Raw genomic sequence first — 19,763 nt, forward strand, 5'->3', positions numbered from 1 at the left:
AGGCAATCTCAACTGAGCGACAAAGCTCGAAATCCCTATCCTAGATGAAAGAAGATAAAATCGACTTATTGCAAAAATATCCCATTTAATCCCGCTTTTGTTAAACTGTCGCTCTGTTTTGCCCAGCTGGAACCTGCGTCATGCCCGAATACCGATCCCGCACTTCCACCGCCGGCCGCAATATGGCCGGCGCCCGTGCCCTGTGGCGCGCCACCGGGATGAAAGATGAGGACTTTCACAAGCCCATCATCGCCATTGCCAACTCCTTTACTCAGTTTGTGCCCGGGCATGTGCACCTGAAGGATATGGGCCAACTGGTGGCAGAAGAAATTGCCCGGGCCGGGGGCGTGGCCAAGGAGTTCAACACCATCGCCGTGGACGACGGCATCGCCATGGGCCACGACGGTATGCTGTACAGCCTGCCCAGCCGCGAAATCATCGCCGACTCGGTGGAATACATGGTCAATGCCCACTGCGCCGATGCCCTGGTGTGCATTTCCAACTGCGACAAGATCACACCGGGCATGCTGATGGCCGCCCTGCGCCTGAATATCCCGGCGATTTTTGTTTCCGGTGGCCCCATGGAAGCCGGCAAAACCAAACTGGCGGATCACAAGCTGGACCTGGTGGATGCCATGGTGATTGCGGCGACCGAAACGGCCACCGATGCCGAGGTCGAGGCCTATGAACGCTCCGCCTGCCCCACCTGCGGCTCCTGTTCCGGCATGTTCACTGCCAACTCCATGAACTGCCTCACGGAGGCTTTGGGCCTGTCCCTGCCCGGCAACGGCACCCTGCTGGCCACCCATGCGGATCGCCGGGAGCTGTTTCTGCGCGCGGGCCGTGAAATTGTTGCCCTGACCAAGCGCTACTACGAGCGGGGCGACAAGCTCGCCCTGCCCCGCAGTATTGCCAATCCCGGCGCGTTCACCAATGCCATGGCGCTGGACATCGCCATGGGGGGCTCCACCAATACCATCCTGCACCTGCTCGCCGCCGCCCGGGAAGGCGAGATTGACTTCACCCTGGCAGAGATCGACCGCCTTTCCCGCAAGGTGCCACAATTGTGCAAGGTGGCCCCCAACACGCAAAAGTACCATATTGAGGACGTCCACCGCGCCGGCGGTGTGATGGCCATTCTCGGCCAGCTGGCATCGGCGGGGCTGATCGATACCGCACAACCCACTGCCTATGGCAGCAGCTTGCAACAGGCGCTAGAGCAGTGGGACATCTCTCGCACCGACGACACAACCGTGCATGACTTCTACCGCGCCGGTCCCGCGGGAATTGCCACCCAAATCGCCTTCAGCCAGAACTGCCGCTGGCAGACTCTGGATAGCGACCGTGTCGGTGGCTGTATTCGCTCGGTAGAACACGCCTATTCCGCCGAGGGCGGCCTGGCAGTGCTGTTCGGCAATCTGGCTCCCCACGGCTGTGTGGTAAAAACGTCCGGGGTGGATGAATCCCTCTGGCGGTTCGAGGGACCTGCCCATGTAGTCGAAAGCCAGGAGGCGGCGGTATCCCGGATTCTGGGCGGCCAAGTGCGCAAGGGCGAAGCCCTTATCCTGCGCTACGAGGGCCCCAAAGGCGGACCGGGTATGCAGGAAATGCTGTACCCCACCAGCTACCTGAAATCCCGCGGGCTGGGAGAACACTGTGCCCTGATTACAGACGGGCGGTTTTCCGGCGGTACCTCCGGTCTCTCTATCGGGCACGTGTCGCCGGAGGCCGCCTCCGGAGGCAATATTGCCCTGGTGCGTGACGGCGACCCCATCCGCATCGATATTCCCGCGCGCAAAATTGAAGTGGTTATTACGGATACGGAACTCGAGAGGCGCCGGCAGGAAATGGCGCGCTTGGGGAAACGGGCCTGGCAGCCCGTGGAGGAGAGACCGAGAAAAGTCAGCAAGGCCCTGCGTGCCTACGCCATGCTGGCGACCAGCGCCGATCGCGGCGCTGTGCGGGAAATTGAATAATGACAGGCAAAATACAGAAAAAGGCCCCGCCAGCGGGGCCGGTTTTCCCTTTTAGTCTGCCATTTTGTAGGTGATCCGATTGCGCACACCATAGCGCTCCACTGGCTCGCCATCCGCCATCTGGGGCTGGTATTTAAAACGCTCGGCGGCGGCCAGTGCCGAGCGGTTAAACACCCTGGTGGGGTTGCCGGCACTGTCGAACCCCCCCACCACCCGGGCATCGCGCACCGCGCCTGTTTTGGTCACGGTGAATTCCACCACAACGTAACCTTCGATGCCCCTGCGCGCTGCCGCATTGGGATAGCGCGGTAAAGGTTTGTACACAGGCACGGGATCCCGCGTTACCGTCAGCGTCGTGTCACTGCTCGGGACAGGAGCCCTTATCGTAATCGCCGTACCCACCTCTGTGGGCGGTATTTCTTCAGGAGTTGTGGTTGGTTGCAGCGGTGGGATTTGCGGTTTTACCGGCGGTTCATCTTTTTGCGTGACGACTTTTTTGTCTTCAATATGCACCGGCTGGATTGACGGTAAACCATCCACCACCGGCGCCTCTAGATCACTGGCAATCAAACGGCTCATCAGAAAAATCAGCCCGAGAGTCATCATGGCCGCAAACGCAAGTCCTTTCGCATAACCGGCAAGTAGCTGAGGGGGAAAAAATACAGTGCTGGCAATTGGCGGGTAAGCTCTATCCATAACACCTCTCCTATTATTGTTAGGGTGCGAAACCGGCATCCAGAGTGCCGAAAATGGAAAAAGCTGATCAGCTGATACTTATTATTAGCCTATTGCGGGCATTCAGTAAAGCCCTTTTATACAGAATTTTCACGTAATCATTGATTGTTCGTTCGTGTAACTATTCCAGAAGAATGGCGTCGCGATAGTTTCGGTGACTTCACAGCGCTGGCGCCGGGATGTCCGACTCAGAAAAATTTCAGCGTTAGAGGCCCCTGCCGGTTTCATGAGCCTCGGTCAATCAACCTGTGCACCATCGGGCAGACGATAAGTTCGAAACCCTGTAGCGCAGTTGCCAGGATTTGTAGGGCAAACCTACCGATCCTTACCAGGTGAACACCAGGGTGCACTTCTGACAGCCCTTCGCTGCAAAGGGCTGATACTGTCATACAGTTATTGGGCGAGATTATCAAAGGAAAAGCCATTTTTCACGGGCAAAGGGGGTTGGGCGGGCTCTCTCACAAAGATCCGGACAGGAAAAAATATTAGCTTTAAGGACACCTCTGAAAATTACTTATTAAGTGCCTCACTCCACCCTATTTCGGAAATTTCCGCGCATGAATATCGGGAAACGCTTAATTTTCAGGGTGCCCCGTATTCCTTGACCCTGTATTTTTTACTGTTCGATGGAGTTTGGCTGCAAAATTATTTCCAGACTACTTCCTGTGGTCAGCTGTCCAACAGGAATCGTGCAATGGTACGCAGACCCTGGCCCTTGGCACCGGTTGCCCAGAGGGCATTGGCACTGGGCTGATAGGAACCGGACAAATCCATATGCACCCAGTTGCGCCCCGCGTCCCGCACAAAGTGTGCGAGGAATGCCGCCGCGGTGGACGCGCCGGGGCTGCCATCTGCGCCGATATTGGCAATATCGGCAAAGCCGGAGGGTATCTGCTCCAGGTGCATAGGCTCCAGTGGCAAACGCCAGGCTTTTTCGTTTTCCCGCCCGGCGGCATCCAGAACCCGCTGTGCCATGGCCGCCTCGAAGCTGAATACCGCATTGAACTCGCGCCCCACTGCCACCTTGGCAGCGCCGGTCAGGGTGGCGGCATCCAACAGCCAGCGCGGCTCTGCCTCGGAGGCCGCAATCAGGCCGTCGGCCAGCACCAGGCGCCCTTCCGCATCGGTATTGAGCACCTCAACCGCAACCCCATTTTTATACTGGATAATATCGCCCAGCTTATAAGCGTGGCCGGAAACCAGATTTTCGGCACAGCACAGATACAGTTTCACCCGCTTGTTCAGGCCGCGGGCAATGGCCAGGGCCAGACCACCGCTCACCATGGCCGCACCGCCCATGTCGGATTTCATGGTGGCCATATTGGCCGAGGGCTTGAGACTGTACCCACCGGAGTCGAAGGTAATCCCCTTGCCCACCAGGCAGGTATCCACCGGCGCGGCGGCATCACCGCTGGGGTTGTAATCCAGCTGCAACATCACCGGTTCGCGCGCACTGCCACGACCCACACTGTGAATACCCACAAACCCTTCGCGGAGCAAATCCTCACCGGCTATCATGTGGTAGCGCACAGCATCGGGCGCCAGTTTCTGCAGCATCTCCGCAGCGCTCTCCGCCAGAACCCTGGGGGAAACCCCATCCGGTGTGCCATTGGTGATCTCCCGCACCCAGCGCGCAGCGCTTTCACGGGCAGCCAGCTCTTTGCGCTCTCCGACATCCTCGCTGCCCCAGTCAATTCTGTTGGCGGCTTTGGGGTTGAAATACCCCATCCAGAATGCCCAGCGCCGCTCGATATCCCAGCCCTCACCACTCAGAACAACCGCGCTCACCCCCAGACCATCCAGGCGCCGCGCCGCGCGCTGCGCGGCAATTAACGCATCACCCTTGGCCGCGCCAATATGAATCCGTGCATCACTGCCATTAAAGCTGAGCAGTGCAGAGGTTCCCCAGGGTGCCCCCGCTGTACCTTCCACCAACTGAACACGCATTACCTTTGACATACAACCCCTTTTTAAAACTCATGTACCAACTTTTCTGTAATCCCAATCCATATTCTAACAATACAGCAAAAATACTCGACGGTTGCACCATCAACGGAGCGACCGATAAACTGGTGTATAAAAAGCAGAAACTTCAGGAAAAGAAAATCCCCCACAGCCCGCTGCGCAGACAGGCAGAGTCTTAGTGGGAGGTATTAATCAGCGCCCAAGCCACCGGCTGATCTGGCCGGCGTCACACCACATCTGCACGATTTGGACTTCCCCTTACCAATGCTTCAAGGCCCGATTCCAAAGATACAGGCAGCGGGCAAAACCGTTGTAGGCCTTGTTGAGGCACCAGCGCAGGCCGGGTATCCTGGATACCCGCGCCTTCCACTGCTCACCGGGCGAGTTTTCCCAGATGGCAATAAATGCCTCATTACCCACCCGCAACCTGCCCTCGGTATCCACCAGGTGCAGCCGTTCGCGCACAAACTCTAGATCCAGATTCAGCGCTTTTACCCTGTTGTTATCCAGATGCACATCTTCCCAATCCACGGCGCACAGTGTGGATTTCCTTTTTTGCGCAGTGATACCCGCGTTGCACACCGGGCAGGCGGAGTTGTAGAGCACACGAATCTTGTCGGCCATCACGTTCACAGCAGGAGTTGGTTATTCACAGCAGCGGCCCTGTCAGTTATCGTGGATGGGTGATATCCCCCAGGTCCACCAGTTCCCAGGGCAGGCCCCGGTTGCGGTGCAGCCGTTTCCCTTTATTGGGGTAATCACAAATATCGTGGTCCAGGCGCTGGCCGACAACAATGCATACCAGCAGCTCGTCACCGGTATTTTTCATGGTGTGCGGCAGGCCACCCGCCGGATAGCCAATAAAATCCCCCTCGGCAACGGAGTATTGTTCCTCACCGATCTGGACCTCGGCTACCCCCTGCAAAATATACACACATTCGTCTTCAAATGTGTGGCGATGCAACTCGGTGGATTCACGCCCTGGTTCAATGGCAATCCTATGAAAGCCAAAACCGGTTATGCCGGTGTGGTCGCCAAGGGATTGATTCTGGCGCACCGCATTGGGGTTGAGAAAATGCACCTTGCACTCCGCGGCCATTTCCAGGATTTCCTGCTTCTTCAAAATCGACTTGTGCATATTTTCTCCTTGTTAGCCGATGCCACAAAGCCATAGGGTATTGAGACGGTATTATCACCCCAAACTCTGTACCGCAGAGGCTACCACACCAATCAGGCCGGTCCGGATATCTCCATACTGTCGGTTAATCTCTTTATCTCGCGGGCGCGTCCCTCCTCTCCCATCCGTCGATAGTAATTGACCAGGCGCACACCCAGCCTGGGTATCAGCGGGTGCTGTACGTTCTGCGAAGCCAGACGACACAAGAGCGCCTCCAGCCAGGGCCAGTCTGCCGCTTCAGCGGCACGACGCGCCAACAGCAGGCACACTTTGGCAGTGAGGGCGCGGGGATTTCTGGTTGCCTGCAAGTAGCGGCGGTAACCCGCCGCAAGCACAGACACTGCGATGTCCGGGTTGGCCGCGAGGGCGAAAAGGGCGAAGTTGGCGCGGTGGAACGCCTCGCTGTCCGGGGTCATCGCGGTCAATTCAATCGTGCGTTCAATCAGCACCAGACTGTGCGGGTACTGTCGCACGGCCGCCGTGGCCGCAGCCGTCGCTTCGACCAGTTTGCCCTCTTCCTGGAAGCGGTCAATCCGCGTCAGTGCACTCCTCTGCGGCGAGGGCAGGACACCCTCCCCCTCTTCCGGCAGGGCCTGTAACGGTGGGCGCCAGTAGAGCAGCAGCAGGGCCAGGGCAAACCCCGCCAGCAGTCCTCCAGTATGGGCCCAGTAGGCAATACCGGCATCGCCATAGAAATAGCCGAACAATTCCTTGCCCAGCCACAGGGGCAGCACCAGCAGCGCCGGTGCACTGAATTCTCCGAATATAAAGCCGAAAGTGTAGAAAAAGCGCAGGCGCCGAACACCGTAGATGGCCACAAACATGCCAATAACTGCCGATACGGCCCCGGAGGCGCCCACCATCGACACATGGCTGCCGGATTCCACCAGCATGTGCAAACCCGCCGCGGCCAGACCGCCAAGCAGGTAGAACACGAAAAACCAGCCTCCCCCCAGCGCCAGCTCCACCGACAGACCAAACAACAGCAGGAAGACCATATTGCCGATCAGGTGATCCCAGCTGCCGTGCAGGAACATATGGCCGAGCAGCCCGGCAGGGTTGGGCTCCGCCGGCGTCAGACCCAGGGCCAGGCTGCTCATGTGGCCGCGCAGCTCGGCAAAACGCAAGCGCTGCTGCAGCCACAGGGTCTGGCCCTCCTCTTCCAGCCCGGGCAGCAACCAGCGGTGGAATTCCGGGTTCCACAACAGTTCGCGGTAGATAAACTCCTCTCCCTCCGCCCCCACCTGCAGGCGCCACTCGGGGTGTACCTCATCCACGTACACCAGAAAACGCTGCTCCTCCAACCCGGGCAGATCAGTGCTGAAATAGTATTCCTCGGCCTGGCGCCAGCGGGCCTTATCACCACTCTGATAACCGGCGAACACCACTAGATTGAGGAGAATCAACGCAAAACACACCAGAGGGGGGCGGCGCCAGTCCGGTTTGTTCTGAATGGGGATAATCAGCACGGGCGCTTCCTTATTGTTATTGCACGCACGCCCAGTCACAAACCGCGGCAATACGGATAACAGGAGTGGGACCATTATGGAGGCCAGCGCCGGGAAAATACTACGCCTGTCGGCTAAAACTCAATAGCTGTCGAATGCTATGGGCTATTGCTTTGTGATGCGCGTGTTTTCTGTTGTCAGCAACAGACCAACCGGGCACGGGCCACATCCGCTTTTCGCAGGTAACAGCGCCGCTTGCGGTGGGTTGTTGCCGACTCAGGAGACCTGGCGCGGGGGAGGCGCTGGTCAGGTAATGCTGAGCCTGACGAACATCAGCAGGCTGGAAAAGCGTCCTAAGTCGGGCTCTGATTTGTGGTGATTCCCCTGCGAAAATCGACGGAGGTGGCGATTCAGGCCAGGGGAAGGTGTAGATAAGCCCCGCGCGGATTGCCAGGATGGTGGGATTGTCGGGTCTTTATTACCAACATTCAGTAATATTTGAGCCGGTGGCATCCCTCTTGCCTGCCTGATCCAGGCTTAGGGTTTTACAGCGCTTATCCCCTGCCTGGGGGGAACCCGACACCGCAGTTGCGGTAAGCACAAAGGTTGTAGGTGTCAGAACCCCGGCAATGGAATAATAGCCATGCTCGGAGTCAATTGTATTTCCATCACTAATCGCTCCAGCCACGGTGCAGGCATCATTATTGTAGGCACTGTAAGCCGTAAAGCAGCGCTGAAGCCGCTGTGCCACATCGTTCAGGACTACCTTGGCCTCTGTGCGATTGCTCTTTCGTACATGCTCCATATAGGAGGGATAGGCAAGGGCAGCGATAATACCAATAATGGCAACGACCACCATAACTTCTATCAGGGTAAAGCCCGAATGCCCATAACCATTTAGTTTTTTCATGCTATTCCTACTTTACCGTATCCGCTTCCAGGACATGCGGTTTTTACCATCAAACAGACGCCCATCCGTGAGATTAGGCTCACCGGAAGTATTCACTTTCGGTAAAAAGATATCTTTACCGTCAATGATCACATCTGAGAAACTGATTACCGCGCTCTCGTCCTTCTTATTACCCGACTCTCCAAGAATCGTTTCACTGGTATAGCGCTTATCGCCAAAGGCAATGAGTTCCATGGTCCAACCCGAGGCACCAAAAGTACAGGGGTCCTCCGAGGTGATCAATGTCGGGAAAATCAGTCTGTCGTAAATCAGCAGGGGCTTACTGATCACCCGCTCTCCAGTAATATCCGATGGCGTAAGGTTAAAGTCCAGGAACCAGCCTGATTTATTTTCCCACCAGCTTGTCTCTGCATCACCGGTGATGGTGCGAGAATTGCCACGCTCAACAATTGTTTTTTCCATCAGACTGCTTCTGTCCGTCTTCGTAATTGGCTCATTTTTATCCACTATGCCGTAAAAACTGTTGACTACACTCCCCGCCGCATTGTCACTTTGCGTTAAATAGCTCCCGGTACCAAAGTAGACCATCAAAGCTCCCTGCACTGCCGGATTTGGCCCCAGGGTCGCTGCTGCTGTAATCGGCTGGACGCGTCCATTGGGGTCCCGGGCGGTAAATAGTGGGGAGTTGCCAAAGGCACTGCCCCAGTCTGTGACGGCACCACCGAGGTCGAACTTCCACATATTCCCCAGGAGGTCCCCGGCATAGGCCGCTTTCACAATACCACTACTATTAATCAGCAGAGACGGGGTTGTCATGCCGTTTTGTACACTTCCATTGGTTGGCAACACACGGATATCGTTGGGATTGGCCAAATCCACAATCACCAGTGCGGCCCTGTCATTGCCGGAGTTATAGCCATTGCCGAATATCAACTTCCAGCCATCCAGCGTTGGCGCAATCAAGGGCTTCCCAACAATATTGCCAATATCCGGGTGGGTACCGTCGAGCTCAAACAGTACTCTGGGACTGCTTGGGTTTGTGACATCCAGCACAAACAATCCCTTAGCGCCGGCACCATAAGTCCCTACCAGTACATTGGCCCATTTGGAGTTAAAGTAGGCATCGCTGATATAAAGGGGGCCATCAACCAGATATTGGTGTTGGTTATCCGGCGTGCCATAGTCGATTGCCGCCAATTTGGTAAATTTCGGGTAGGCGCCGGTGGGGACATAGGCAACAACCTCTTTGCCGGTTTCTGCGTTAAAGCCATGCAGCATGCCGTCATTGGCGCTGGCATAGAGTACCTGGGTACGTTCTTTCTTTTTATCAGCATGGTAAGTGGCATAGGTATCGCCCCCCAGTCGGGAAGGCAATGCGGCGTAATAAAATTCCCGATCACCCGCCAGGGCCGGGCTCGCATTGACCACATCCCCCAGTAGAGTGGACCGGGTACGCAGGCCGTCAATCGTTTCCCCCCGCACCCAGTCCAGTCTGTCTTTACCGGTTTGTTCGTCATCGGACCCAATCAGTGCGGTTTGCTGGGCGGTGGTCAGGTTGTCCCAGAGAAACTCAACTGTACCCGAGTCCGTATAAGTCAGGATTTTACGGCCGGTTGCTGGGATTTTTCCCGAATCCGAGGTACTCCACAGAAAGGTATTTGCCAGTGTGCCATCTTCCTTGAGCCTGATTGCCCGCACTTCCCCACTCCAGTCATTGGAATTGAACAAAGCCTGGAAAATTGCCGTATCCGTGCCCAGGCGGGTGGAGTTGGCGGCAACTGAAGAGGCAGACCCCTGCCTGCTGCCGATTTCACTCAATACCTTTGAGAGTTGTTGAGAAAAAGTCGTTGCATCACTGGCGCTGTAGAATCCCCCGTGGCTGTTGACGGAGGCGTGCAGCAGATCATCCAGTTTTGCCGAATTGCTTCCATCCCTTGGATTGGGCCAGGCTATGGGGGTTTTGCTCTCGATTGCCGCAAATGCACCCTCGGGATCTACACTGCCGGTCACTCCCAGACCGACACCGAAGGTCACCATATGCTGCCAGGTCGCTGGATCTTTCTTGGTTTCTACTTTGTTGTCCAGCCGCGTGTGTAAATCGTTTTCCCAATACTCCATGGCAATATCTGCCAGTGTATTGGAACGGGCATCATTAAAGGGTGCGCCATTGTCACCGTCTGCATTGCCAAAGCCGGAAACGCTCGAATAGTCGCTGCCATACCCATCGGTCATCAGGATTGTATAACTTGCCCGGCAGGCCACCTGCGCCCCGGCAGCATTCGTGCCGGGCCTGGTTGCCCAGGGGCCCCTGCTGTCTTCACGGCTATAGTAGTTACCGGCGCTTCGCAGCGCCGCCAACAGGGGGGTACCGGCATTGGGAATATCGCTTTCGTACAAATTATCGAAAAAATCCTCGCGATCCTGATCGGAGAAAGTCCGAACGCCACTGATTATGGTACTTGTGCGTTTACCATCAACCTGTCTCGAACCTGTATTCAGGGTACCAAACCCCACACGCAACTCACTGCCCTGGGAGGCAAAGGCCCGGCCGACACCGGCACGGGCAAGCAGTCCACGGGAGCGGTAATAGCTGTACCAGTTGGCGAAATTCTGTATTTCCTCCTGATAGGTGCAGGCTGCGGGCTTTGCGCAATCGGACCGCCTGGTACCGCCGGGATAGGTGCGCCCGGGTTTTATTTCAATACGGGTATAATTGGCGGGATTGAATACACTGCCACTGCCACTGTAGTGAAAGTAAGTGGCCGGGAAAAAAGACAACCTTGCACCATAACACGCATTCCTTCTACTTGAATTCTTGCTGGCTTGGTTCCTTAACCAGCAGCGCGCAGATTGGCTATTGTCGATTGTCAGATTTCTCACCCCCCTAGTAGGGTTGGCCGGGTTGTGATAGGCCTTTTTAGGATCTGCCATGGGCCAGGAGGTGCCATCCTCCCCGGCCCAGGGATCATAACGCTGGGCCGGGTTGTAATAGGTTTTATTATTCTGTGATGAGCGATAATAGGCTGCCCATTTATTATTTCTACCAAACTGGGGTACCGCTTGATCTCCACCCTGCCAGTAATCACAGCCACTGTTTCGATTTTTTGCGTAAGGGCAAACCCCGTTTGGGTACACATAGGCCACCCTGTCGAGGTTATTAAAGTAATTGACCCCTGCCGAGGGGGTCACCTCGAACTGCATCGATCCGGAGTCGTCCAGGATAAACATAATATTGGGGTCGGCGCCGGTTCTCAGGAACAGGGGCTGTTGCGACAACGGCACAGACAGCGCGCTGTGTACAGTGGCGAGACCAAACAGACCACCAAGCAGGGCAATACCGTTTTTTCTTCGTGTTTTTCTATTCAACATAATAAGTCCAGCCATCAATACTCAGGGTCTAAAGGTGGATTGCAAGATAACAACGGCATTTTCTGTACCACCCACCCCTCGGCTGGTAATCCGGTAAGTGGGTGTTGATGGTATTTTGTTCCTGCTTTCCTGATCGACGCCACTGCCATCTGCGCCGCTATTTACCAGTTGCGTGCTCACCCGCTCAATCACATAGACCGGCTGTTTGGCCACCTCTTGAAGCCCCAGGTTTGTAGAGATGGAAGCCCCCTTCCAGGTATACTCCAGCCAGAAGCCGCTGTTGGTTGCGCCCGCCATATCCTCCACCTGCCCTGCGGTATTGCCGTCAAAAGTCATGCTGTTGAATGTGTTGAGTACACTGTTTTCGGCCTCCCGCAAAGCCGCTTCCGCGGCCTGGAAAGCCAGTTGCCGGTCGCGCATATTGCCCGCCATCAGCTCCTGCATACCACTGCCGCGCATCGCTGCCAAACCGATAAATGTCATCAACAGCAGGATGATCAGGCCCACCAGCAAGGTGGCCCCGCGCTGCGGATACAGCGTTGAAAAAGTGGATGTTCTCTGCATAGTAAGAAGCCTCCATTCAGGGTAAAAGGCCGCGAATCGCCACGGTCGTACTAAACACCTGCCGCAGGCGCCGGTCACCGGGATCATCTACCGGAACACCATTAAACGTATATCCCTGCGGCTCCTGCAAAACATTGTCCTCTGTACTGGCCACTAGCAGTGCCAGCCGTACGCTGGACACGGACCTCCACTTATCCGCCGCTACCTGGTGCGCCGGGCGGTAGGTATCCGGTGTCCCGTCATTATTCGTGTCCACGCCATAGGTCAATTGCATATCCTCAACACCTTGCAATAACTCCTGCGCAGTGCCATTGACATCCCTGAACAGGCTCGGGTTATTAGAGGTACCATTGGCGATATAGTAAAAAATGTTTTGGACCGTCAGTATCTGTGCATCCTCACCAAAATTCTGCCCCTCATAAATATCTTCCCCACCCCAGGTTGCAATCCGGTTTCCCGGATCAAACGAGCTGTTGTCCGTGTGTTGGACTCCGATCTCGGCACTGGCGGCGGAGCCGGTAAACCCGGTGGCCTGAAAAACCCGCACACTGTCGCAACTCGCCACTGCCAGAATGTCCCCTGCGCAGAGGCCGCTGTACCTATCTGTCTTATTTGTGCCGTTACTACAGTCACCCGTCTCAATACCGGTATTTTCTATAAACAACTGCGTAGGGTCATTTTTGCGAGCAATCCCCACATTGCGACCGCTGGCACTGCGGATTAAAAGCGCATCCGTACCTGCCAACACACCCGCTGGATATTCGTTATTCACTTCAGAGGCATCCTTGCCGTCCACTGCCACCCCGTAGTTATAGGCCAATGCAGTTTCCTGTTTGAGGAAGTTTCTAAAAGTTTTATTATCTGGGCCAAATGAAGCTACATTCAAACACCCCATATGACCGGCCATACGAATGTCCTCACTCATAAACTCCATTGCCAGACGACCGGTTTCCTGAACCCGGGACATGGCCTGCTGGGTGGTAAAAGTCAATTTGCTGGATAAAAAAAGCTGTACCACCCCCGCCATCAGTACCAGGCCAACGGTGATGGAAACCATCAGTTCTACCAGGGAAATGCCCCGTTGCTTAAACATACCCGCCCCTCTAGATCCGCGTCATATATTGAAACCTGCTCACCTCACCATCGCCATCCGCACCGGTGGCATCCTGCTCCCCCCACTGAATTGTTACCGTGCAAACACCCGCTGCATCGCATTCAATGCCACCGGTTCCTGCCGGCAACCGCTCTGCAAGCAGCCCCCGCCATTGCGCCAAATCCCTGTTAGCCAGACTGCCGGATGTGGTGGGTGCATTGGCATCCACCGCTAAATCGTAAGCGTCCCTCTGAGTGCGGTTCGCCCTGATACGATCGAATAAATCATAAGCCAATACATTGGCCTGGGAACGCATATAAGCACTGTGGTTAAACTGCAAGGCGCGGTTTTGCAGTGCGGCCAAACCCAGCAGGGAAGTCGACAGGATCAATACCGTAACCATCACTTCAATTAAGCCAACGCCCCGCTGGCCGGTGAGCAGTCTCATGCTTTCCTCTCTAGCAGTCCAATTTCGCGACTGAAATTACCCCTGCACCACCAATCGTGACGGTACGTGCACTCTTCCCGCTACAATCGGAGATTCCTGCACGGATTTCCACCTCGGCAAAGGGCCCCAGAGTGCCCAGTCCGGTAAAGCGGATAAACCTCCTGGCCGCCACTCCCTGGTCGACGGTAATTTCGGCTTTATCATGCGCTATCTCCTTGACCCTGAGCACCTGCCCCACAATAGGCGCTGCACTATCCGAGGCCGCGGTATCCACAAATACAATCCAGCCATTGGGCCAGGTATTCGCCGCTGTACAGCCTGTACCGTTATCACTGGCACAGATAGATACCCGGGCACCGCGCTTTACCGCTTCGCTGCGGGTAAAGTTCAAGGCATTGACAAACGCTTCCGACAAAGCCACGGAGCGATTGTTGTTGATCATGTCTGTAAAGCTGGGCACGGCAACCGCAATTAAAATGGCCAGCACAGCCAGGGTTACCATCAGTTCAATCAGGGTAAACCCCGTCTGTCGACTGTCTGCCTCGGGGTTGCTACCGCCTTGCCTATACCACATTTTTTTCTTCCGCCCAGTGAGAAAACCAGGGTTTAGTTTGCTGCCAGTTACCTGGATACACGGCGACCGCAGCGATATAGTGGGGAAATTACCACGCCGCGACGCGCCCGCTCCATTGCGGGCCGACAAACGGTGATTTCGGCGGATTCAAAGGTTTTAGAGCTGAGACCTGTGTCAAAAAACCCGGAGCAGGGGGATGACCCGGCAGGGCTTTACATTACTCGAATTACTAATCACCCTCACTGTCCTGTCGGTGCTCTTGATGATGGGACTGCCTAGTTTTACCCAGTGGATCCACAGCACCCGGTTGGAGGCTGCAACCGAAGCATTGTCTGCCAGCGTACAACTGGCGCGCTCCAGTGCCGTTATGCGTAACCAGCGGGTAACCATGCGCAACCTGGGCAACTGGGCATCGGGGTGGGAGGTCTTTGTGGATTTGGACAATGACGGAGCGCGCGGCGGTGGAGAACCACTCCTGTTGAGCCGTGGTGTACAGGCGGGCATTCGCGTAATCGCAAACAGACCGGTTAGGGATTACATATCCTTTGTGGGCACCGGCGAGAGCCGCCTCGCAGGCGCGCCACTGGGCGGCTTTCAGGCGGGCACCCTGCAGGTTTGCGCCCAAGACGGCGAGGCCGGTTACGCACTGATTTTAGCCCCCGGCGGACGTATGAGAATGAAAAAGGCCAGCGCGACACATTGTGCTTGATTTCGTCACCCAAAGGGGCAATGTGAATGAAACCGCCACCTCAGCGCAGCGCCTTCGGCAGGGAAAAGCGAATATCCTCCTCGCGCCCATGCATCTCTTGCGGCGCGCTGGCACCCAGCTGCTGCAGCCTGGCGATCACAGCCTGCACCAGCACCTCGGGGGCGGAGGCGCCGGCGGTGATACCGATGGACTGTTTTCCCACCAGCCATGTGGCAGCGATATCGTCGGCACCGTCGATCAGTTCGGCATCGGCACCGCAGCGCTGGGCCAGTTCCCGCAGGCGGTTGGAATTGGAACTGTTGGGGCTGCCCACCACCAGTACCAGATCGCACTCCAGGGCCAGCTGTTTCACCGCATCCTGGCGGTTCTGGGTGGCGTAGCAGATATCATCTTTGCGCGGGCCGCGAATATTCGGGAAGCGCACCCGCAGGGCATCGATCACCCGCAGGGTATCATCCATGGACAGGGTGGTCTGGGTGACATAGGCGAGATTATTCTCGTCTTTGACCTGCAACCTGGCCACGTCCTCCACGTCCTCCACCAGATAGATGGCGCCACCACCGGCGCTGTTGTACTGACCCATGGTGCCTTCCACCTCCGGGTGCCCGGCATGGCCAATCAAGACACACTCAATATCGTCACTGCTGAATTTGCTGACTTCAATATGCACCTTGGTAACCAGGGGGCAGGTGGCGTCGAAGACACGCAGGCCGCGCCGGTCCGCCTCGCGCTGCACAGCCTTGGATACGCCGTGGGCGCTGAAGATAACAATCACGTCCTCGGGCACTTCCGACAGCTCATCCACAAACACGGCGCCGCGCTTGCGCAGACTTTCCACCACGAACTTGTTGTGCACCACTTCGTGGCGCACATAGATAGGCGCACCAAACACATCCAGAGCGCGATTCACGATGTCGATCGCGCGATCGACGCCGGCACAGAAACCGCGGGGATTGGCAAGTCGGATTTGCATCTTTACTTCTGTACTCCGGTTGCGTGTTCAGGGGAGCTTCAATCCTACTGAATCGAATCCACTGCAATGATCTTGACGTGAAAGTTCAGTGTCTGCCCGGCCAGGGGGTGGTTAAAATCGACAGTAACCTCGTCTTCACCAACCGCGCGGATCACGCCGGGCAACTCGCCGCTGCCATTGTCAAAGGACACCACCAGGCCCTCTTCCAGCTTCATATCCGGCGAGAAACTGTCGCGGCGCACGGTTTGCACATTGGCCGGATTGCGCTGGCCAAAGCCCAGTTCCGGGGGAATTTCAATTTCAGCTTCATCACCGGTTTTCAGGCCGAACAGGGCCTTCTCAAACCCTGGCAGCAGGCTGCCATCACCGACACTGAAGGCGGCGGGCTCCCCTTTAAAGGTGGTATCCACCTCTGTGCCATCTTCCAGCCTCAGGCTGAAGTGCAGGGTGACACGGCTGTGCTCGCCGATAGCGCCATTACTCATAACTGGTTAAACTTCCGCGTTATTTTTGGCTTTTTCACGGCCTTTTTCCACAAAAAAGAGCATTTCAATGATCAGCATGACGGCGCCGATACTGATGCCCATATCCGCCACATTAAACACCGGGAAATGCCAGTTGCCGTAGTACACGGAAATAAAATCCCGCACATACCCCAGCAGGATACGATCCCAGAGGTTGCCCAGGGCACCGCCGAGTATCAATGCCAGGGCACAGGACTCCCAGCGCTTTCCGGCAGGCAGGCGCCATAACCAGATACAGACAACAACACTGAAACCGAGCGCTATAACACCGAGTAACCAGCGTTGCCAGCCGCCGGCATCGGCGAGAAAACTGAAGGCGGCGCCATAGTTTTCCGCGTAAGTAAACTGCAGCAGCCCCGGTATTATTTGCAGCGCCGGGCCCTGCATAAACCTGTCCACAGCCCACACTTTGGTGGCCACATCGAGGGCCACTACCACCAGCGCGAGCCCGTACCAGCGCCAGGGATGGCCCAAAAGAAAATTGGCATTAGGCATAGCGCCTCACCTCGCCTTCGCCCACCAGATTCTCTACACAACGCGCACAGATATCCGGATAGGCGCTGTTTTCACCCACATCCGCGCGGTAGTGCCAGCAGCGTGCGCACTTGGGATGCTCCACTTTACGCACACTGACCTTGAGGCCCGCCAACTCAGTGGCCTCAGCGCCAGCGGCATCGCTGAGCGGCTGTACGGAAGTGGAGGAGCAGATCAATACAAAGCGCAGTTCCCCTTCCAGCGCCAGCAGTTTCTCGCGCAGATCCTCGCTGGCAAACAGGGTCACGGCGGCCTGCAGTGAGCTGCCAATCACGCCCGCCGTGCGCTGCGCTTCAAATACCTTGTTGACCGCTGTTTTCACCGCGGCAATGACTGCCCAGTAATCCGGACCCATATCGGCGCCCGCCGGCAGTCTGGGCAGCGGATACCAGGTTTCAAGGAATACGCTGTCCGATTTGACCCCGGGCATAAACTGCCACAACTCTTCTGCTGTAAAACTCAGAATAGGCGCAATCCAGCGCACGAAGGCCTGCACAATATGATACAGCGCCGTCTGCGCGGAACGGCGTGCAGTGCTGTCCGCCCGGGTGGTGTACTGACGGTCCTTGATAATATCCAGGTAAAATCCCCCCATTTCCACCACACAGAAGTTGTGCAATTTCTGGTAGATCTGGTGGAACTGGTAGCTGTCATAGGCGGCCAGAATCTCATCCTGCAGGCGCGCGGCCCTGTCCAGTGCCCAGCGATCCAGCGCCAGCAACGCGTTTTCCGGCAGCAGGTCCCTGTCCGGGTCAAAACCCGCCAAATTGGACAGAAAGAAGCGCGCCGTGTTGCGCAGGCGGCGGTAGGAATCCGCTGTGCGCTTGAGAATTTCCTCGCTGACCGCCATCTCACCGTTGAAATCGGTCGCCGACACCCACAGGCGCAGTACATCCGCACCGAGTTTGTTAATCACATCCATAGGGGCGACGGTGTTGCCGATCGATTTCGACATCTTGCGGCCCTCGGCATCCACGGTGAAGCCGTGGGTCAGCACCTGTCGGTAGGGGGCACAGCCATTGATGGCAATGGACGTTTTCAGGGAGGACTGGAACCAGCCCCGGTGCTGGTCGGACCCCTCCAGGTACAGGTCTGCGGGGAAGCGCAGATCTTCACGGCGCTCAAGCACCGCGAAGTGGGTCACACCGGCGTCAAACCAGACATCCAGGGTATCGGTGACTTTTTCGTACTGGTCCGCCTCATCGCCGAGAAATTCGCGCGGGTCCAGTTCGAACCACACGTCCATACCCCGGGCGTCAACCCGCTCGGCCACTTGATCCATCAGCGCCGGCGTGTCGGGGTGGATTTCGCGGGTTTCCTTGTGCACAAACAGGGCAATGGGTACGCCCCAGGTACGCTGGCGCGAAATACACCAATCCGGACTGCCATCCAGCATGGCATCAATACGGGCTTTGCCCCAGCCGGGTACCCACTGCACCTTATCGGCCGCTTTCTGAGCCTGTTCAAGCAGATCACTCTGTTGCATGCTGATAAACCACTGGGGGGTCGCGCGGTAAATCAGCGGCGTCTTGGTGCGCCAACAGTGCGGATAGCTGTGTTCCAGCTTGCCCCGGTGCAACAGTCGTCCGCGCGCTTCCAGCAGGTCGACAATCCTGTCGTCCACCTTGTACACGTGCTCGCCGGCAAATAGTGGCACCCCATCCCGGTAGACCCCGTGATCGTCGATATAGTTGAGGGTTTCAATACCGTAGCGCCTGCCCACCTGGAAATCGTCCGGGCCGTGGTCCGGGGCCGTGTGTACACAACCGGTACCGGCCTCTGTGGTGACATGATCCCCAAGGACGATCGGCAGCAGCTTGTCGTAAAAGGGGTGGTGTACCTTCAGGTGCTCCAGCGCAGCACCGCGGATATGCCCGACCACCTCACCGGCAAGACCCACACGGTCCAAAACAGCCTCTTGCAGCGCTTCCGCCACCAGCAGACGGCCCTCGCCGGTCTGTACCACCACATATTCCAGTTCGGCATTGACAGAAACCGCCTGACTGGCAGGCAGGGTCCAGGGGGTCGTGGTCCAGATTACAACCGAGAGGGGGCCGTCTCCCGCATGGCCACCGGCAGCATCGGCAATGACCAATGCGGTCTCCTCGGTGACGGGATAGCACACATCAATGGAGTAGGAGACTTTATCCAGATACTCGACCTCCGCTTCCGCCAGGGCAGAGCCACCCACCACACTCCAGTACACCGGTTTGAAGCCCCGCGCTAAGTGGCCATTTTTTACCACACGCCCAAGTGCACGGATGATGTCCCCCTCAAACTGGTAATCCATAGTGCGGTAGGGATGTTCCCAGTCACCGAGCACCCCCAGGCGCATAAAATCTTTCTTCTGCCCCTCTACCTGCCCGGCGGCATAATCGCGACATTTCTGGCGAAAGGTTTTGGTGTCCACCTTGGTACCGGCCTTGCCGACCTTCTTCTCCACCCGGTGCTCGATAGGCAACCCGTGGCAATCCCAACCGGGCACGTAAGGGGCATCGAAACCACTCAGGGTTTTCGACTTGACGATGATATCCTTGAGGATCTTGTTGAGGGCGTGACCGATGTGAATATCCCCATTGGCATAGGGCGGGCCATCGTGCAGGATAAACTGCGCGCACCCGGCACGGGCTGCGCGGATTTTTTCGTAGAGCTTTGCCTGCTGCCATTGCTTCAGAATCGCCGGCTCGCGCTGGGGCAGATTGCCGCGCATGGGGAAGCCGGTCTCGGGCAGGTTAAGCGTTGATTTATAATCAGTCATTGGCGG

The 19,763-nt window shown here is 56.8% G+C and carries 17 protein-coding genes; 2 read left to right on the top strand and 15 right to left on the bottom strand.

Annotated features, from left to right (window positions below):
• Positions 1-140 precede the first annotated feature (140 nt).
• Positions 141-1,976 (top strand): dihydroxy-acid dehydratase, encoded by a 1,836-nt coding sequence (gene ilvD / locus M8T91_RS15625; RefSeq protein ID WP_301415098.1) that lies wholly within the window; start codon positions 141-143, stop codon positions 1,974-1,976.
• Positions 1,977-2,027: 51 nt separating this feature from the next.
• Here the strand turns inward: ilvD and M8T91_RS15630 are convergent, their stop codons facing one another.
• From M8T91_RS15630 to M8T91_RS15680, 11 genes are all read right to left on the bottom strand, one after another.
• Positions 2,028-2,672, bottom strand: coding sequence for an energy transducer TonB (locus tag M8T91_RS15630; RefSeq protein ID WP_301415099.1), 645 nt, complete (start codon positions 2,670-2,672; stop codon positions 2,028-2,030).
• Positions 2,673-3,380: 708 nt separating this feature from the next.
• Positions 3,381-4,670, bottom strand: a complete 1,290-nt coding sequence (gene pepB, locus M8T91_RS15635) for an aminopeptidase PepB (protein WP_301415100.1) — start codon at positions 4,668-4,670, stop codon at positions 3,381-3,383.
• A 264-nt stretch (positions 4,671-4,934) separates the two neighbouring features.
• Positions 4,935-5,300 carry a thiol-disulfide oxidoreductase DCC family protein gene (locus M8T91_RS15640; protein WP_301415101.1) on the bottom strand — a complete coding sequence of 122 codons (366 nt, stop codon included), beginning with the start codon at positions 5,298-5,300 and terminating at the stop codon, positions 4,935-4,937.
• A 46-nt stretch (positions 5,301-5,346) separates the two neighbouring features.
• A complete protein-coding gene (locus M8T91_RS15645) occupies positions 5,347-5,814 on the bottom strand; it encodes a cupin domain-containing protein (protein ID WP_301415102.1) in 468 nt (155 codons plus the stop codon).
• Between the two features lie 92 nt (positions 5,815-5,906).
• Entirely contained in the window at positions 5,907-7,322 is a 1,416-nt protein-coding gene (locus M8T91_RS15650) for a rhomboid family intramembrane serine protease (protein WP_301415103.1), read from the bottom strand.
• Positions 7,323-7,779: 457 nt separating this feature from the next.
• Entirely contained in the window at positions 7,780-8,211 is a 432-nt protein-coding gene (locus tag M8T91_RS15655) for a type IV pilin protein (protein ID WP_301415104.1), read from the bottom strand.
• Between the two features lie 12 nt (positions 8,212-8,223).
• Complete coding sequence (locus M8T91_RS15660; protein WP_301415105.1) at positions 8,224-11,580, bottom strand: pilus assembly protein; 3,357 nt, start codon at positions 11,578-11,580, stop codon at positions 8,224-8,226.
• A 21-nt stretch (positions 11,581-11,601) separates the two neighbouring features.
• Positions 11,602-12,144: a pilus assembly PilX family protein gene (locus M8T91_RS15665; protein ID WP_301415106.1), complete on the bottom strand. Its 543-nt coding sequence runs from the start codon at positions 12,142-12,144 to the stop codon at positions 11,602-11,604.
• A gap of 16 nt (positions 12,145-12,160) precedes the next feature.
• Positions 12,161-13,237 carry a PilW family protein gene (locus M8T91_RS15670; protein WP_301415107.1) on the bottom strand — a complete coding sequence of 359 codons (1,077 nt, stop codon included), beginning with the start codon at positions 13,235-13,237 and terminating at the stop codon, positions 12,161-12,163.
• A 10-nt stretch (positions 13,238-13,247) separates the two neighbouring features.
• Positions 13,248-13,685: a type IV pilus modification protein PilV gene (pilV, locus tag M8T91_RS15675; protein ID WP_301415108.1), complete on the bottom strand. Its 438-nt coding sequence runs from the start codon at positions 13,683-13,685 to the stop codon at positions 13,248-13,250.
• Between the two features lie 10 nt (positions 13,686-13,695).
• On the bottom strand, positions 13,696-14,259 hold the full coding sequence (locus tag M8T91_RS15680) for a GspH/FimT family pseudopilin (RefSeq protein ID WP_301415109.1): 564 nt from the start codon (positions 14,257-14,259) through the stop codon (positions 13,696-13,698).
• A gap of 196 nt (positions 14,260-14,455) precedes the next feature.
• Here M8T91_RS15680 and M8T91_RS15685 point away from each other — a divergent pair, with 196 nt between their 5' ends.
• Entirely contained in the window at positions 14,456-14,968 is a 513-nt protein-coding gene (locus M8T91_RS15685; protein ID WP_301415110.1) for a GspH/FimT family pseudopilin, read from the top strand.
• 40 nt (positions 14,969-15,008) lie between these two features.
• On the opposite strand, the gene ispH is transcribed toward M8T91_RS15685, so the two are convergent.
• Genes ispH through ileS form a run of 4 tightly spaced genes read right to left on the bottom strand, consistent with a single transcriptional unit; the run spans position 15,009 to position 19,757 of the window.
• On the bottom strand, positions 15,009-15,941 hold the full coding sequence (gene ispH / locus M8T91_RS15690) for a 4-hydroxy-3-methylbut-2-enyl diphosphate reductase (RefSeq protein ID WP_301415111.1): 933 nt from the start codon (positions 15,939-15,941) through the stop codon (positions 15,009-15,011).
• Positions 15,942-15,985: 44 nt separating this feature from the next.
• Positions 15,986-16,426: an FKBP-type peptidyl-prolyl cis-trans isomerase gene (locus M8T91_RS15695; protein WP_301415112.1), complete on the bottom strand. Its 441-nt coding sequence runs from the start codon at positions 16,424-16,426 to the stop codon at positions 15,986-15,988.
• Positions 16,427-16,432: 6 nt separating this feature from the next.
• Positions 16,433-16,960, bottom strand: a complete 528-nt coding sequence (gene lspA / locus M8T91_RS15700; RefSeq protein WP_301415113.1) for a signal peptidase II — start codon at positions 16,958-16,960, stop codon at positions 16,433-16,435.
• On the bottom strand, positions 16,953-19,757 hold the full coding sequence (ileS, locus tag M8T91_RS15705) for an isoleucine--tRNA ligase (RefSeq protein WP_301415114.1): 2,805 nt from the start codon (positions 19,755-19,757) through the stop codon (positions 16,953-16,955). Before ileS ends, lspA begins: the two co-directional genes overlap by 8 nt.
• Positions 19,758-19,763: the final 6 nt, after the last annotated feature.

Origin of the sequence: Microbulbifer sp. MI-G (assembly GCF_030440425.1) — a bacterium.
Classification (GTDB): Bacteria; Pseudomonadota; Gammaproteobacteria; order Pseudomonadales; family Cellvibrionaceae; genus Microbulbifer; species Microbulbifer spongiae.